Source organism: Bartonella sp. bp_1 (assembly GCF_055808085.1).
The window spans coordinates 241487-257364 of record NZ_CM147851.1; the positions used below are offsets into that span (position 1 = coordinate 241487).

General features: G+C 45.0%; 16 protein-coding genes. 15 read left to right on the forward strand and 1 reads right to left on the reverse strand.

What is annotated here, in order from left to right:
• The first annotated feature begins 402 nt into the window (after positions 1-402).
• Entirely contained in the window at positions 403-1497 is a 1095-nt protein-coding gene (locus ACYZ97_RS01245) for a flagellin N-terminal helical domain-containing protein (RefSeq protein ID WP_473299623.1), read from the forward strand.
• Positions 1498-1599: 102 nt separating this feature from the next.
• On the opposite strand, the gene ACYZ97_RS01250 is transcribed toward ACYZ97_RS01245, so the two are convergent.
• A complete protein-coding gene (locus tag ACYZ97_RS01250; protein ID WP_473299625.1) occupies positions 1600-1989 on the reverse strand; it encodes a hypothetical protein in 390 nt (129 codons plus the stop codon).
• 297 nt (positions 1990-2286) lie between these two features.
• On the opposite strand from ACYZ97_RS01250, the gene fliF reads away from it, so the two are divergent.
• The 14 genes from fliF (at position 2287) to fliQ (ending at position 15829) form a co-directional block, all read left to right on the forward strand.
• Positions 2287-3969 carry a flagellar basal-body MS-ring/collar protein FliF gene (gene fliF, locus ACYZ97_RS01255; RefSeq protein ID WP_473299627.1) on the forward strand — a complete coding sequence of 561 codons (1683 nt, stop codon included), beginning with the start codon at positions 2287-2289 and terminating at the stop codon, positions 3967-3969.
• Between the two features lie 26 nt (positions 3970-3995).
• A complete protein-coding gene (locus ACYZ97_RS01260) occupies positions 3996-4802 on the forward strand; it encodes a hypothetical protein (protein WP_473299629.1) in 807 nt (268 codons plus the stop codon).
• Positions 4799-6274, forward strand: coding sequence for a MotB family protein (locus ACYZ97_RS01265; RefSeq protein ID WP_473299631.1), 1476 nt, complete (start codon positions 4799-4801; stop codon positions 6272-6274). Before ACYZ97_RS01260 ends, ACYZ97_RS01265 begins: the two co-directional genes overlap by 4 nt.
• Positions 6267-7568, forward strand: a complete 1302-nt coding sequence (locus tag ACYZ97_RS01270) for a chemotaxis protein (RefSeq protein WP_473299633.1) — start codon at positions 6267-6269, stop codon at positions 7566-7568. Before ACYZ97_RS01265 ends, ACYZ97_RS01270 begins: the two co-directional genes overlap by 8 nt.
• Positions 7565-8728: a flagellar hook-length control protein FliK gene (gene fliK / locus ACYZ97_RS01275; RefSeq protein ID WP_473299635.1), complete on the forward strand. Its 1164-nt coding sequence runs from the start codon at positions 7565-7567 to the stop codon at positions 8726-8728. The genes ACYZ97_RS01270 and fliK overlap by 4 nt, the downstream gene beginning before the upstream one ends.
• The gene (locus ACYZ97_RS01280) at positions 8694-9254 is read left to right on the forward strand and encodes a lytic transglycosylase domain-containing protein (protein WP_473299636.1); all 561 of its coding nucleotides are present in this window, start codon (positions 8694-8696) and stop codon (positions 9252-9254) included. The genes fliK and ACYZ97_RS01280 overlap by 35 nt, the downstream gene beginning before the upstream one ends.
• A 262-nt stretch (positions 9255-9516) precedes the next feature.
• Positions 9517-10203 carry a response regulator transcription factor gene (locus tag ACYZ97_RS01285; RefSeq protein ID WP_473299638.1) on the forward strand — a complete coding sequence of 229 codons (687 nt, stop codon included), beginning with the start codon at positions 9517-9519 and terminating at the stop codon, positions 10201-10203.
• 199 nt (positions 10204-10402) lie between these two features.
• On the forward strand, positions 10403-11710 hold the full coding sequence (locus ACYZ97_RS01290; protein ID WP_473299640.1) for a flagellar hook protein FlgE: 1308 nt from the start codon (positions 10403-10405) through the stop codon (positions 11708-11710).
• Positions 11711-11739: 29 nt separating this feature from the next.
• Entirely contained in the window at positions 11740-13119 is a 1380-nt protein-coding gene (gene flgK / locus ACYZ97_RS01295) for a flagellar hook-associated protein FlgK (RefSeq protein WP_473299642.1), read from the forward strand.
• Between the two features lie 7 nt (positions 13120-13126).
• Positions 13127-14227: a flagellar hook-associated family protein gene (locus ACYZ97_RS01300; RefSeq protein ID WP_473299644.1), complete on the forward strand. Its 1101-nt coding sequence runs from the start codon at positions 13127-13129 to the stop codon at positions 14225-14227.
• 36 nt (positions 14228-14263) lie between these two features.
• Positions 14264-14632 carry a flagellar biosynthesis regulator FlaF gene (flaF, locus tag ACYZ97_RS01305; protein ID WP_473299646.1) on the forward strand — a complete coding sequence of 123 codons (369 nt, stop codon included), beginning with the start codon at positions 14264-14266 and terminating at the stop codon, positions 14630-14632.
• Entirely contained in the window at positions 14629-15069 is a 441-nt protein-coding gene (gene flbT, locus ACYZ97_RS01310; protein ID WP_473299648.1) for a flagellar biosynthesis repressor FlbT, read from the forward strand. The genes flaF and flbT overlap by 4 nt, the downstream gene beginning before the upstream one ends.
• The gene (flgD, locus tag ACYZ97_RS01315) at positions 15066-15557 is read left to right on the forward strand and encodes a flagellar hook assembly protein FlgD (RefSeq protein WP_473299649.1); all 492 of its coding nucleotides are present in this window, start codon (positions 15066-15068) and stop codon (positions 15555-15557) included. The genes flbT and flgD overlap by 4 nt, the downstream gene beginning before the upstream one ends.
• Before the next feature lie 5 nt (positions 15558-15562).
• Positions 15563-15829, forward strand: a complete 267-nt coding sequence (gene fliQ, locus ACYZ97_RS01320; protein ID WP_473299651.1) for a flagellar biosynthesis protein FliQ — start codon at positions 15563-15565, stop codon at positions 15827-15829.
• The last annotated feature ends 49 nt before the right edge of the window (positions 15830-15878 follow it).

The window sequence follows — 15878 nt, forward strand, 5'->3', positions numbered from 1 at the left end:
TTCAAGGAACAGATTTTGCTGGTTTTTACTTATTCCCTTTATGAGATGAATTCCATTTTTATAGATTCTCGCCGTTTATGCAGGCAACGATAAATCTACAAACGATAAATAGCGGTTTTTTGCGATGTCTTTTCTTGGGTTAACAAGAAAAAAACATGGAGTTTTTATTATGGTTAACGCTTCCTTGATGCCGGTTTTTAAGGCTTTTTTAAGGGGGCTGATATCTAGTCAAGAAAAAAAGTAAGATAAAGTAGAAAAAGGGACTTTACTTCATTGTCCAATATGATAGATATGAATGCGTGACGGGTTAGAAATATCTAACAGACATGATGTCGAGCCGTCGCCAGCTGGGAAAGCCAGCATGTCCCTCTCCAATTTATTCTTATTAAAGGGACAACTATTATGGGTACTAGCTTACTTACAAACCAATCCGCAATGACAGCTCTTCAATCATTGAAGACTATCGGCAACAATATGGACACAACACAGAATCGTATTTCGACCGGTCTTCGTGTTTCATCCGCTGCCGATAACACAGCTTATTGGTCAATTTCTTCGATGATGCGTTCCGATGCAAGCTCATTGGGCGCTGTCAGCGATGCGATGAACCTTGGCTATCAGCAGATCGATACTGCCTATCAGGCTGTTGAACAGTCAAAAGATCGCCTCAATGATATGTCTCAGACACTCATCACAGCCCAGAACAAAGAAGGCCGTGACGTTCAAAAGCTTCAGGCCGATCTTCGTAAGTCGATGGACGGTATGGAAAATGCCATTAAGTCGACAACAATGGCTGAAAAGAACTTCTTGACCGATGGTGGTAGTTCGGTTCGTGTGACCGGTGGTTACCGTCGTGAAGATAACGCTGTTTATGTTGATATGATCGATGTCGGCGGTAAGACGCTTAACTTCGGTAAAACAGATGCAACAACCGGCAAGGTTGATTTGAGCTCTGGCGTTGTCAGCACTGTTTTCGGCTCAGGTACGGTGAAACTTTCTGCAGCCTCTTTCAAAACTCAGGTGAGTGCTGTTGCCAAGGCTCAAGCTGATTTGGACGCATGGGTACAAGGTACGACTACTTCTCGTCAGAGTTTGGTTGACGCCGTCACCAAAGCACGTTCAGATCTTGTTAAAGAGATCTTAAAGAGTAACGTAAGTGTCAAGGATTTTGCTGAAGCCAAGCTTGATGGTATGAGCGGTGCTCTGGTTGAAGGTTTGATCACTGCCATGGGCAAACAGATTGAAACTGCCAACCAGAATGTTCTTGATGCCGGTGCCGATCTTGGTGCTTCGATGAAGCAGATCAAGAACCAGCAGAAATTCGTCGGACTTCTGACCGACTCTTTGGATAAGGGTATCGGCTCTCTGGTCGATGCTGACATGAACAAAGAATCTGCTCGTTTGGCTTCTCTGCAGGTTCAGCAGCAGCTTGGTGTTCAGGCTCTGTCGATTGCTAACCAGAACAGCCAGAATATCTTGGCTCTGTTCCGCGGCTAATTGCAGATTGGTTTACAAAACTAAAGAAGGCCGGGTTTTCCCGGCCTTTTTGTTTTCTATTCTTGCGATATAAGAACTTTTTTAGTTTGATCCAGATAAAATCTATTGGTTGATTTTCACCAGTGTAATCATGGCATCGATGCGTTTGAAACTATAAGGTATCTGTAAAGATTTTTCCTGCGGTGCCGGATAACGTTTGCCGGTTTTGGGATCTGTGTAATGGATCATTTTCATGGTGATATTACACAGCATCATATCTCCGCTTTGTCCGATGGTTTGCGGGTTGAGTAATTCAAGAGCGGCACGGGTGCCGTCATAATAGCCTTTGACACCGACTTCGTAATTGAGACCATCTATCAGTTTGCCACGCAGATTGGATATGACATCTTCGGACCCACATGTTGCAGGCTCACTGTCACAACCGGCCAATGGCAGGCACATTAATCCCAATGTTATGATCTGGCGAAATGAAAATCTGGGTAGGGTGCGCAAACGTCTCTCCTATCTCTAAGTTCTGAGCCTAATCTGTATGGGTTAATTCTTCTTATATATAGGGAGTGCCTGCTGTTGATGCCAACCCGCCATGATGTTTTTTTTAACTTTTTTTCCACCCATTTTTCTCGTTAAGGCCCCGTTAAGGTTAATAAAATCTTGAATATAGATCACCTTCGCGCAAGCTTCAGCCATTATGGTGCAGGATGAGATAAGGGTATTGTGATGCCGGATAGGCTTTAAGATACCGGAAATGAAGTGTTTTGGCCGGTGGCCGTATAAAAATGGTGAAGTTCGATGCTGGAAAGACTACAGGTGCTTTTAAGTTCATTGGGAACAGCTTTAGGCCGATTGGGAGCAAAACGTCTTATTGCTCTTGGTCTGGTTGGGTTGGCTCTTTTTGGGACAATTCTGTTTTCAAGCTTCTATCTGACGCGTCCAACCTATGAAACGCTTTATGTCGGTTTGTCCCGTGATGATGTTAACCGTATGGGTATGGCATTGGGCGAGGCCGGTATTGCTTTTGATGTCTCATCCGATGGCAGTGCGGTTCAGGTCCCCGTCGGGCAGGCAGAAAAAGCGCGTATGTTTTTGGCCGAAAAAGGGCTGCCGACATCGAATAATGCCGGTTATGAGCTTTTTGACAATATGGGCAATCTGGGCCTGACATCCTTTATGCAGGATATTACACGCCAGCGCGCCCTGGAAGGTGAAATCGCCCGTACGATCCAGGCGGTGCAGGGTGTCAAGGCTGCCCGTGTCCATATTGTGCTGCCAGACAAAGGTTCTTTCCGTCGTGCCAATCAGAAACCGACAGCTTCTGTTGTTATTCGTACAGAAGGCGGTTTTGCGCCAGAAGCGGCACAAGCCATCCGCCATCTTGTGGCTTCGGCTGTGCCTTCGCTCGAGGCAAGCTCTGTTACAATTATGGATACAAATGGCAAGTTGCTGGCTTCGGGTGCCGATATTATGAATGGGACGCCGATGATGGCTTCTTCATTACAGGAAAAAGTAACAAGCCAGATTGAAGACAATATCCGCCGCCAGTTGGCCCCGATTATCGGGTTACAGCATTTCCAGACATCGGTCAGTATCGAGCTTGATACAGACCGCCGTCAGACCAGTGAGACAACTTTTAACCCCGATTCACAGGTTGCGCGGTCTGTGCGCAATGTTCGTGAACAGGGAGACAGCCAGAATTCACGTAATAATAATGCTGTTGGTGTGGAGCAAAATATTCCCCAGGAAGAGTTGGCTGGCGGTGGCGGTGATAACTCATCGGATAAAAAAGATCGTCGTGAAGAAACAACCAACTATGAAATCAATTCTAAAACAGTCACAACAGTCAGTGATGGTTTTGCGATTAAAAATATGAAAGTGCAGGTAACGATTGACCGTGCGCGTTTGGCGCCGCCCGCAAGCGAGACGCCGGCTCCTGCCAATTATGTTGACGATCAGATTGCCCGTATCCAACAGATGGTGGCAACAGCAGCCGGTATTGATAAAAGCCGTGGGGATGAGGTCAATGTGACAGCAATGGACTTCATTGATAATCTGGATGCCAATATGGCACCGGTAGAAGCGCCGATGTGGCAGTCGCTGTCGCGCTATACATCTGGGCTTGTCAATGGTGCGGCTCTTGTTATTGCGGTTCTTTTGATCCTCTTTATGGGTGTACGTCCTTTGATGCGTGAAATGCGCGGTGGGCAGGCTGCTCTTGAAGGTAATGGTCAAACAGCATTGGCAGGTCCTGAGAATATGCCTGCACTGGCCAATCAGCAGCAATTGGCTGTTGAAGGTTTCAATAGCAATGCCATGGTAAATGGTGATATGCTGGGTGACCTTAGAAGTCGCATGCGTGTGCCACCGCAAAACCGCCTTGATCAGATGATTGATATGGATGAAGAACGGTTTGCCGGTGTATTGCGCGAGTGGGTCAATGATAGTGATGCTGCTGGTCGAACACCGCAGGTTGCCTGATTGATACCGCACGGATAGAGTAGATAATGCCGATGGAAAGCTTGGGAACCATGGATAAAGGACACAAAATTGAAGGCGGGCAGGCAGTTTTGTCAAACTTCCTGTCGGACTTCAGACCCAAGCGTGTTCCCGATGAGGCGATAGAGCTTTTTCCAGCGGGGCCTGATGTTGCATTTGATGCGCCTCCTGTTGTTGAGGAATCTGCCCCTGAGGGTGTGTTGGCTGATGCAGATGAATTTGATGCCATTGCAGCGGCTGATGGTGTTGCCAATGAAACGATGGAAGAACTGAGTAGCGGCCAGCCGATGAAAGCGGCAGCGCCACCGCCTGATCTTGATGCCATTCGTTCAGAAGCAGCTGCGCAGGCTGCTGAGCAGACCCGCGTTGAAATGCAGGCAAAGTTTGATGCGGAAAAGGCAGCACTTGAAAGTGCCCATGTACAAGCGCTTGAGGAAATTAGAGAACAGACGATCAATGAACTTGCTGCCCATCTGGATGAACAACTCAAAAGCGCTCTAGAGCAGATTGCGCAAAGTCTGTCATTGGAAGTAGCAACAGTTTTGCAAGGCTTTATTAGCGAAAGACTGACCAAGGAAGCCGTTGATGGGTTTGCGAAAAAACTGGCACAGACAGCGATAACAGCTGGAACGCCTTTGGTAATAGAAGGCAATGCCGTTTTGATTGCTGCTTTGAAAAAAGTGCCCGGTTTTAATGCAATGAAATATACCTATATAGAAAATGAGGATGGCGATATCCGTCTTCGTTTAGGTGATCAGGTTATTGCAACGCGGCTTGAGCCGCTAATGGCAGAGTTGAAGGAGCTTGTTCGATGACATCGACTGATCCTGAAACAAAACACGAAGAAATCATTATCGTTCGCCGTGGCGGGGAAGGGCATGGCGGCCATCATGGTGGTGCCTGGAAAATTGCCTATGCCGATTTTATGACTGCAATGATGGCCTTCTTTTTGGTGATGTGGCTGATTAATGCGGCCAATGAAGAAACAAAGGCCGCGGTGGCGAGTTATTTTAATCCGATTAAGCTGGTCGATCGTCGTACCAATCCGCGTGGTATTCAGGAAAATACGGAAGCCGGCAATGCTGATGTGCAGACTTCGAGTAAAGCTGACGATAAAGAGCATACCAAAACTTCTGCGGCTTCGGAGGAGACGCCGAGCAAGGAAGAAGAAGCCAAGATGATGAGTGAGCCTTATGAAGCACTCGACGAGATTGCGGCTGAGGAAAACCCAGATACAAAATTCCAATTGCAAGGCGAGGGAGGTGCATCGGAAGGTGGTAGTCAGAAAGGGGCGAGTGAAGGTACTGCCTATCGTGATCCTTTTTCGCCTGATTATTGGAGCAAGAATGCGCCGGTAGATGATGCCGCTTCTGTTGAGCTTGCCGAACAAAGCTCAGGTGGTGGCAGTGGGGCAGGAGCGCAAGAGAATACGACTAATGGCCCTCGGGTTCAGGTGGCCGAAAATCCACAACAGGTTTCACCAACTCAGTCTGATAAAACAAAAACAGAAGAATTAGCATTAAATGCACAGCAGACAGGTGATAAACCGCTTGGACCACCACAATTGTCAAAGTCAGAAGATGGAACAACGCCGACGATTGCCGGTGGGCAGGGACCGGCGATGCAAGCCTCTGAGGAAAAGGCAATTCAACAGGCTATGCAGGATGGGCAAAATCAGAATACAGGTGCGGAATCTGTAGGTGATAAAAAAGCCGGGGAAGAAAAAGCAGGCGATCAGCATGCCGGTGCTGGTGGGCAGGCTATGGTGGAACAGACACCGGAAGAAGCTGCTAATAATGCTGCACTGGATAAGCAGATTCGCGATCTGGCTAAAGATGTTGAAACATTGATACAAACGCAGGGCAATGGCAGCCAACCAGCGGTCAGGATTGTGCCGCAGGACGGTGGTGTCACGATTGAACTGACAGATCAGATGAATTACGGCATGTTTTCAATTGGCTCTGCAAAGCCCGATAAGGAAATTGTCAATCTTTTACAGGGTGTTGGTGAAATTCTTAAAAAACGTTCAGGTGACATTACTATTTCTGGTTATACGGACGCGCGTCCGTTTAAAAAAGCAAATTATGATAACTGGCAATTGTCTACGGCTCGCGCTCAAATGGCTTATTATATGTTGGTGCGCGGAGGATTGGATGAAAAGCGCATTGTCAAGGTGGAAGGCCATGCTGATCGTGATCTGAAAAATCCGGCTAATCCCTTTGCAGCAGAAAATCGTCGAATCGGTATTTTCATTAAGTTGAAACCCGAGGGGAAGCATAATGAATAGTTTGATCAAGCGCTTTCTTTTGTCGGGATTTTTATCGGGGTGTGCCGTTGTGCCGAGTGTCCACGCTCAAACGATGCTCGCTGCGCTTGAACCAGTTCGTCTTGTCAGGTCTTTGCAAAGTTTGCAGGATGATATTGCTATAGGACAGCCAGGCGCACAGCAGATGCAGGCCCATGTGCTTAATAATATTGGTAATAAGCTGATTGCACTTGATCCATCAGTTTGGGAAAATGCCGATAATCTTTATGCTGTCATTACCTATCTTTTTAATGGTGGCAACCCACAAGTCGTCGAGACTATTTTGAAACAGCGCCCGGAAGGGGTGATCTCGGATAATCTTGTTAAGGGAACACTTGCCTATATGCACCATAAAAAGGGTGCTTTTATGAAGGCTTTTGCTTCGCCGCCACCAGAAAATGCTGATATTCCGGCAGCACTTATCTTATCGATTTATCTTAGTACAGTTGTCGATCTATCTGAGGAAGACCCTGCTTTGGCTATGGATCGCCTTGATCGTGTCCGATTGATGGCACCGGGTTCCTTGTTTGAAGAGGCCGCAATACGCCGTCAGGTCAAGGTCGCGACAATGGTAGGAGATATTCCGAAAATTAAATTGTTGACACGCAATTATACAACGCGTTTTTCCAAGTCGCCTTATGCTTCAGAATTCTGGCGTGAGTTTATTGAAACACTTCCGCGTATTGATCGTAATCTCAATGATGATCAGCTTATACAGCTTATAGATTATGCACCGATAACAATTCAGTATGTTGTTTTGCTGCGTGTTACACGTGGTGCATTGATTGATGCGCGTATGGCGCGTGCGCATTTTGGTGCTGAAAAAGCATTGAATTTGGCAGAAGAACTGCATCATGACACGAGCCAGGCAAGATTTTATTATGCGGCTAGTGCTGTAGGTTCGACAGCAGCGGGTGATGCAGCAAGAATATTGTTGTCAATTGATCCTGCAAAACTGCAGGCGAAGGATCGTCCTTTGTTAGAGGCAGCACAGGCTGTCGCGCACGGTGTTGTATTGCAACCGGAAGATATACCGCAAGAGGTAGCGCATAGCGATGCTAAAGTAAAATCGGCCACGTCGGTTGAGTCTGTTGGTATACCGATTAATCAGCTTGAGGATGGCGCGGAAGCGATTCCAGCTAATCTGCCAACGCCGGGTAAGGTCACTTATAATCGCGGGTCGATGCAGAAAAGCAGTCAGGAAATAGATGACTATGTCAAAAAGACACAACAAAAGGTTCTAGAAATAGATCAGCTTTTAGGGGGCAAAAAATGATGAGTGCTGTTGAACACATTTCGAATTCGGCGCCACGCCCAGTCTCTCGTGATGCACAAGATAAAGCATCTGCGTCGGACCAAAATAATAGTTTTGAAACTATGGTCAAAAATGATGGCGCCCAGAAGCAAAATGCGGATGGTGCAAAAGTTGAGGAACGTCAACAAAAGGCACAAGATAAGCATGATGAGCAGTCGACAGATTCGAAAGATGAAAAGGCGCAGCAGGATAATAATGCCGTGGCAACCATGTCATCTTTGATGCAGCAGATTAATGATGCCAAGGAAAAAACGGTATCGGATAAGGATGCTGCAACTGAAAAACTGATGGCAGCTAAATTGTCCAGCAAAGAAGCCAAAATTGATAAAAAAGAAGAAAAGATATCTATAAAAGCAGGCGCCGACGATACCCGAAAAGATTCTGAAAAGCCGGTTTCATCGGGTAAATTATTATCGGAAGCTGTAGAAAGCAGTGATGGTGTTTCAAAAAGTGGACGTGGTATTCGTCAGTCGCCAGCGGATAAAGTTCGCGAAGCGTTAGCTATGAAGTTTGATGGTAATACGGGTGCGGTCGATAAAACGGGTGTGATCAATAAGCCTTTAGAAGTAGGCGATAAGATTGATCTTAAGGCGGTTACAGATAAAGCCACTCAATTATCAAGGATCACAGATGTTGAAGTGACCCAGAACAAGCAGGTCGGGGATCTCAAGGTTTTGCATATTAAACTGAACCCTGAGGATTTGGGTTCTGTGGATGCCCGTATGCGTTTGACACATAACGGATTACAAATCGAATTAAGAGCCGAACGTATTGATACAGCACGTCTTTTGGCAGCTGATCATCATATGCTTACTAAGACAATTGAAAAGGCAGGCTTCAACAATGATGATGGTCGCCTTTCTATCTCTATTGTTGATCGTAGTGGTTCTATCCAGTCGGTTCAGAATTCATCAGCAGGACAGGGCGCCAATAATCAAAGTTTTGGTGGGCAAGAACAATCAGGTCAACAATTCGGTGCCCAAACGGGACAGCAAGGACAGGGGCGTCAGAATAGTTCGGCAGCACAAGCAGGATTTGATAGCGCGTTAAGCGGCAAACCGGCTATACAGGTAGATGAAAAACAAAATGCGTATCGCGATCCTCGCCGTCTTGTTGTTTAACGCATTGACGCTAAGTCTGGCCTTTGGGCGCAATGCGTGCGAGGGTGAGATGGAAGCCGCTTCCAGGCGTTATGGTGTGCCGATTGGGATTCTTTATGCTGTTGGTCTGACGGAGACAGGTCATAAAGAATCACTCCAGCCTTATGCGCTTAATATTGATGGTAAAGCAGTATTTGCACGCTCTCAGGCTGAAGGTATACGATTTTTTAATGAGGCTAAAAAGCGGGGGAGCAAATTGATTGATGTCGGATGTATGCAGATCAACCATTATTATCATGGTGAAAAATTCCGTTCTGTCGCTGCTATGTTTACGCCATCCATCAATGTCGATTATGCCGCGCGTTTTTTAAAAGATCTTTATAAAAAGGAAGGCAACTGGACATTGGCTGTTGCCCGTTATCATGCAGGACCCAACAATAATCCGGCACAAAAACGTTATGTATGCCGTGTAATGCGTAACATGATTGCAACAGGTTTTGGAAAATGGACAAAAGAGTCCCAAGAATTTTGCAAAGGAGAGAAATAGTGGTACTTATTCTTTCTATGGTAAAAAAAACTGGTTAATTTCAATTATCTATTTGATTTTATTTGTTAAAAATAATTTATTTTTTGACCCTTTTATGGGGCGTGCAATATGGATTGATAAATTTAATCAACCTACAGTTGTTTTTTTGCTGGTATGGCATTGTCTTTGGGGCAAAAAAAACTTGTGTTTCTCTGAGTTAAATATATCTTAACGAAGAAGTAGAGGAATAGTTCCTCTTGAAACGCGTATTTTGTGAGGGCTCATGATTGTCATTGTTGATGAGCGAAAATTAGTAACAGACGGCTACACGGCTCTTTTTGCGCGTGAAGGTATTTCTGCGTCGGGTTTGACGTATGATGATTTTAATGATTGGGTCGAAACAGCTGAGAAAACTGATCTGAATGCTGTTGAAGCATTTATGCTTGGAGATTTTTCCGGTCGTATTGAGCTGCCTAAAAAGATTCGTGAATATTCTGATGCGCCGGTGCTGGCTGTATCGGACACCAATTCTCTTGAACAGACACTGGAATTATTTCAGGCTGGTATTGATGATGTTTTGCGCAAGCCTATACATGTGCGTGAAATCCTCGCTCGTGTTGCAGCGATCCGTCGTCGTATGGGCGGTGATGTACGTCCTGCAGAAGCAGCAATTGAAGTTGGTCCAATAGCTGTATTTAATGACGGTCGTGATCCTAAGATCAATGGTGTTGATTTTGTATTGCCGCGTCGTGAGCGCCGTATTCTTGAATATCTGATGGCCAATGTTGGACGCCGTGTAAATAAAACGCAGATTTTCAATGCTATTTACGGTGTATTTGATGCCGAAGTTGAGGAAAATGTTGTTGAAAGCCATATCAGCAAGCTGCGTAAGAAGCTTAAAATTCAGCTTGGCTTTGATGTGATTGATTGCAAGCGTTTTCTTGGATATAGCTTGAATCTGGAAAGCTGAGTATTATAAACACGAAACAAAGCCCGCTTTTAAGCGGGTTTTTTTATGCCCTTATTTTAGACTTCGGTATTAAAACCGGTGTGTTGGTGTCTATCTTATAAAAAAATTATATTGGTAAACAAAAGCTGACTATAAGACAGCTTCGCGCAAGGAAAGCACAGTAATGTGCCACCATGGTTCTCATTATAAGGAGAAAACAATGGGTATTTACAGCATGATGCGCACCGGTGTTTCCGGCATGAACGCGCAGGCCAACCGACTTTCATCCGTAGCGGATAACGTCGCAAACTCTAGTACTGTTGGTTACAAGCGTACGGACGTTCAGTTTTCAACGCTTGTTGTTCCCTATACGCGTAATGCTTATCAATCTGGAAGTGTCAATAGCCATGTGCGTCATGATATTGCAGTCAGTGGTGCGGCGCGTAATACAGCGCGACCGGGTGATATTATGATCAATGGCAATGGATTTTTCCGTGTTGCCGAGAATGCAAGTTCACCACAAGGACAATATCCATTATTGACCCGTGCCGGCTCTTTTGAGCGTGATGGCGATGGCTATATGCGTAATGCTCAGGGGTATTATCTGCTTGATGACAATGATGAGCCGATCCGTTTGGATCCGGCGGTCAAGGATACGGACTATTTTGAACCGCAGGCATCAACGGAATTGTCAATGACGATGAATCTGGATCCGAATGCAAAAGTTCCTAAAGATGATTCAGGCGTTGCGATTCCTTTTGATCCAACTAAAAGCGCCAGTTATAATCAGAAAAAGTCGACAACAATTTATGATGCGCAAGGTAATAAATTCAATGTCGATATCTATTTTGTAAAAACGGCTGATAATAAATGGGATGTCCATTATTATGATAGTAGCACACCACCCCAGAAGTTGCCGACCTCGACAGGTTCGAATCCGGCACAACTAACTTTTGATTCCAAGGGTAGTGCTGTTAATCCACCTGCCATAGCATTGGATATGCACACATTTGCACCGAGCCGTTTTCCAGCGCCACCAGATGGCAAGCCGGTTAATGTCGATTTCGGTAAGGCGCCTGATGGTAAGGCCAAAGTAACTCAATGGGGTGAGAATTTCAGTTTTGGTATTAAAAATGATGGTTACCCTTCAGGCTTTTATGATTCTTTCCGCTTCAGTGAGAAGGGTGAGGTTATGATCAATTACTCCAATGGTCAGACCCGTCAGCTGAAAAATGATAATGGTGATCCGGTCTATGTTGGTCTTGCAACAGTGACGTCGCCCAATAGTCTTTCTGTGCTCAGTGGCACTGTGTTCCAATATAATGCCGATTCAGGCAGCTATATTAAAGGAACTGCCGGTACAGGTGTTTTTGGCAATCTCTTTGAAGGGACGCTGGAAGAATCGAATGCCGATATAGGCGATGAGCTGACCGATATGATTGAGGCGCAACGTAACTATTCAGCAAACTCCAAAGTCTTTCAGACGGGTTCTGAAGTCATGGATGTGCTTGTTAATCTGAAGCGGTAATAGAGTAGAAAGAACGAGGGATTAAAGCGATGGCGCTCGGTTCGGCACTGGCTACAGCCAGAAACTCATTAAAGACGACGACGGGACAGATGAATTATGTCTCGCAGAACATCGCTGGCGCCAATGATCCTAATTATACACGTCGCGTAACATATACGCAGAGCGGTCCCCACGGATCTGTTTATGCGGTTGTGCGGCGTGAAGATAATACACGTTTGATGGAAAACTATACGCTGAAAAATAGTCAAGCAACATCATCAGATGTGATCGCCAATGGCATGGATCGTGTAGCTTCTGTATATGGGACGGATGATTATGCCCAGTCTCCCAACAAAATTTTGGTCGAGTTTCAAAAGGCTATCCGTGAATATGCCAATAGCACATCATCGGCGGCAGCAGGTGGGGCAGCTTTAAGCCAGGCTAAAGATTTATCGACGGCCTTGAATGAAGGCAGCCGTCAGCTTGAAAAAATTCGCAATGACTCGGATGCCGATATTAAAAATTCGGTTGATCATATTAATAGTTTATTGCAGCAATTTGATGATGTCGGCAAACAGATATTTGATGCCGAGCGGACAGGCAAAGATTCTTTTGCCTATCAGGACCAGCGCGATGGTATTTTAAAAGAATTGTCGGAAGAAATCGGTATTACGACTGTTAATCATGATGATGGAAGCATGTCGATTTACGGTCTGGATGGTTCTACTCTTTATGATAAGGCACCGCGTAAACTGACTTTTGAGCGCAGCTCGGCTTTACCTTCGGGAACACAGGGCAATATGGTTTTGATTGATGGTGTGCCGCTTGGACATTCATCATTTAAAGACCCGTATGGTAGTGGTAAACTGGGTGGTGCCTTGAAGGTACGTGATGATCTGGTGCCGCAATATCAAAAGCAGCTTGATGAAACTGCTGCTATGGTTATCAAGATGTTTGACAGTTCGTCATTGGGTGCATCCTTATTTCTGGATGCTGGTGGACCTGCTGCGACAGGGGCTGCAGGGCGTATTAAGTACAACGCTGCAGATTTTGATGGGCATCCTGAAAAACTTGGTAAAAGTGGTGATCCAGAAAAGTTCGGCGATGAGCTTCTGGCATTGGCCAATAGCTTTGATAAAAAGCAGACATTTGGTGCTGGCACTGGTCTGGAAACAAACCAGAGTATTATGGATTTTACTAAAAATTCACAGACATGGGTGGAAACAACACGTAAAAGTGCAGTTTCCGATGCGCAATATAAAGCAACTCAGAAAATGCGTGCCGGTGAAGCACTGTCAAATGGTGGCGGCGTCAATAATGATGATGAAATGGCGTTAATGTTGCAATTAGAGCAGACATATTCGGCAACTGCGCGTATAGTCAGTACTGTCGGCAAAATGCTTGATGATTTGATGGCAGCGATAAGGTAGGTGTGTGATGCGCGTTAATCACGTTTCAAGTTATATGATCGGTAATCATCAAAAGCCTATTATTGCACAGGGCCAGTCTGATCTGATCAATGCAAGTTATGAGGCAACCATGGGGCGGGTGCGGGATCCGGGGTTAACGCTCGGTTATCGTACGGGACACTTTTTGGAAACAGATAACCAGATTACATTGCTGACAAGTCAGCAAAATATGAACAATCTGGTGGCCCAGCGTATGAAAGCATCGCAGTCGGCGATGGAAAGTCTGATAGCAAATCCAGGGGATAAAGAAGCGACAAAAGGCCCGCTACAGGCTTATTTGAACCAGTTGATTGGCGATAACGTTGTTCCGGGTGCGGCTGTCAAATCATCGCGTTCTGCATTGGATTCGATGATATCGGCTTTGAATACAACATATAATGGCGAGTATGTTTTCGGGGGTGCTAATAAGACACAGCCACCAATGGAATATTATAAGCCGGGCAGTTCAACAGGTGCCAGTAAAGCAGTGCAAGATGCGTTCGATAACTATTTTGCAGCGCATGGTAGTCCGGCGGTTGAAGATATAACGCCTACGCAAATGCAGGATTTTCTGGATAGTCCTGACTTTAATAATCTCTTTGATACAAACCCGCCTAATGCCAATGGGAAATGGAATGATGCAACGACCGGCTTCTCAAAAGCCAGTTCGGAAGAAGCTAAAAGCTATATTTCACCCAATGGTGAGATTGTTGATGTGTCTGTTTCGGCAAATTCCAAAGGTTTTCGTGATTCAATGAAGGCTTTGGTTATGGTGGCAGAGTTTGGCGACATTGGACTTTCTGATAAAACAATGCAAACGCTTGCGGATAGCTCTGTGAAAGTTATGGGCAATGCTATTAAAGATATCGGTGATACACAGTCACTTCTAGGGACATCAGAAAATCGTGTGGCTGTTGCCAATCAGCGAATTGATTCTCAATTGAAGGTGTTGAACCAGAGTAAGAATGACCTCATCGGTGTTGATACGGCAGAAGCTAGTAATCGGCTGATAGCGATAGAGAATATGTTGAACATTTCCTATAACTTGACGGCGCGTATATCGAAGCTTAGCTTGATTAATTACTTATAAGATAAATAAGGACAGGCGAAGGTCTGGAGCAGTAATATGTATCAAATGCGATACGAAGATGTAATGGAAGATGGGAATGTAAGCGCACGTGAGCGTGAAAGCATTCTGTTTGATCGTTGTATAAAGATGTTGCGTAAGGCACAAGCGGCAGGCGTGGGATCACGTGAGGCAGCTGAGGCCGTTGCCTTTACACGAAAACTGTGGATCATATTGATTGAAGATTTGGGGCATGCTGAAAATGGGCTGCCTAAAGAATTGAAGGCATCGTTAATATCTATCGGTTTGTTTGTTATCAAAGAAGTGCAAAAGCTTGATGATGGCGAGCATATTGATTTTGATGTGATGGTGGAGATTTCTGAATCTATTCGTGACGGTCTTGCGACTAACCCTATGGAGGGAAAATGACAAAGCGAACAATGCACTTAACTCTGCGGCCAAATGAAAAATTGTTTCTTAATGGCGCTGTCATCCGTACTGATCGTAAAGTATCTCTTGAACTGATGAACGATGCAACCTTTCTGTTGGAAGCACATGTTCTTCAGGTTGAAGATACAGATACGCCACTCAAGCAGCTTTATTTTGCAGCCCAGCTTATTTTGATTGATCCGGATAATGCGCAACAGGCCTTGATGACATTTATCGAGATTCTTGGGCGTTTGGTTCAAACATTCAAGGACCCTGATATTGTCGCTGGATTAAAGGAATGTATTCACTTGACCGAGCAAGAGAGGTTTTTTGATATTTTGAAGATTATTCGTGGTCTTTTTGATTATGAAGCACGGATTATGAATGCTCAAGAAAAAGATGATAATGAGGCCACTCAAAAAGAGGTGAAGTCATGAGTAGTGTAGACAGCCTAAATAGTAATGCGCGTAGCGCATCTAATGCGGCTACAGCAGCCAATAATGCTGCGAATCCGGCTTCAACGGCTTCTAAGAAAAAAGGTGCTGATGCTGATTATCAGACTTTTATTACTTTGCTTGTTGCCCAGATGAAAAATCAGGATCCAACAAAGCCAATGGATTCTACAGAGTTCGTTTCACAGCTTGCTAGTTTCTCTGCTGTAGAACAGCAGACACAGTCAAATAAGAAACTGGATAGTCTTCTTGGCTTTATGACGGTTAATGGACCGATTAATCAGGCTGCCGATTATGTCGGAAAATATCTTGTTGACGAAGATAACAAACTTGAAGGAAAAGTTGAATCCATCAAGATTTATACTAACGGTATTACAGCAACGCTTGATAATGGCAAGGAAGTCGTTATTGGTGCAGGTGTATCAATTTATAACCAAAAGCCTGATTCTGCAGGCAACAAGGATAAAGCTTAAAAAGCATGAATGAGACAGATGCCATTGAAATGGTAACGTCGGCAATCTGGACCGTTCTTATAGCGAGCGGTCCGGCTGTGTTATCTGCTATGTTTATTGGTATTCTGATTGCCTTGTTTCAGGCGTTGACCCAGATTCAGGAAATGACTCTGACATTTATTCCAAAAATCATCATAATTTTTGTGGTGTTGGCTTTAAGTGCGCCATTTGTCGGCGGACAGATATATTCATTTACGCAGCTTGTTTATGGGCGCATTGAAAGCGGTTTTTAGTTCTTTACGGTAAAGCTATTCATGGTGGCGTATAGATATAAAAATGCCC

Coding starts and splice junctions, on each gene's coding strand:
- flgD (WP_473299649.1), top strand. CDS start 15,066: ATGAGTAGTGTAGACAGCCTAAATAGTAATGCGCGTAGCGCATCTAAT.
- ACYZ97_RS01245 (WP_473299623.1), top strand. CDS start 403: ATGGGTACTAGCTTACTTACAAACCAATCCGCAATGACAGCTCTTCAA.
- ACYZ97_RS01260 (WP_473299629.1), top strand. CDS start 3,996: ATGCCGATGGAAAGCTTGGGAACCATGGATAAAGGACACAAAATTGAA.
- fliQ (WP_473299651.1), top strand. CDS start 15,563: ATGAATGAGACAGATGCCATTGAAATGGTAACGTCGGCAATCTGGACC.
- flgK (WP_473299642.1), top strand. CDS start 11,740: ATGGCGCTCGGTTCGGCACTGGCTACAGCCAGAAACTCATTAAAGACG.
- ACYZ97_RS01270 (WP_473299633.1), top strand. CDS start 6,267: ATGAATAGTTTGATCAAGCGCTTTCTTTTGTCGGGATTTTTATCGGGG.
- ACYZ97_RS01285 (WP_473299638.1), top strand. CDS start 9,517: ATGATTGTCATTGTTGATGAGCGAAAATTAGTAACAGACGGCTACACG.
- ACYZ97_RS01265 (WP_473299631.1), top strand. CDS start 4,799: ATGACATCGACTGATCCTGAAACAAAACACGAAGAAATCATTATCGTT.
- fliF (WP_473299627.1), top strand. CDS start 2,287: ATGCTGGAAAGACTACAGGTGCTTTTAAGTTCATTGGGAACAGCTTTA.
- fliK (WP_473299635.1), top strand. CDS start 7,565: ATGATGAGTGCTGTTGAACACATTTCGAATTCGGCGCCACGCCCAGTC.
- ACYZ97_RS01300 (WP_473299644.1), top strand. CDS start 13,127: ATGCGCGTTAATCACGTTTCAAGTTATATGATCGGTAATCATCAAAAG.
- flaF (WP_473299646.1), top strand. CDS start 14,264: ATGTATCAAATGCGATACGAAGATGTAATGGAAGATGGGAATGTAAGC.
- ACYZ97_RS01290 (WP_473299640.1), top strand. CDS start 10,403: ATGGGTATTTACAGCATGATGCGCACCGGTGTTTCCGGCATGAACGCG.
- ACYZ97_RS01280 (WP_473299636.1), top strand. CDS start 8,694: ATGCGTATCGCGATCCTCGCCGTCTTGTTGTTTAACGCATTGACGCTA.
- flbT (WP_473299648.1), top strand. CDS start 14,629: ATGACAAAGCGAACAATGCACTTAACTCTGCGGCCAAATGAAAAATTG.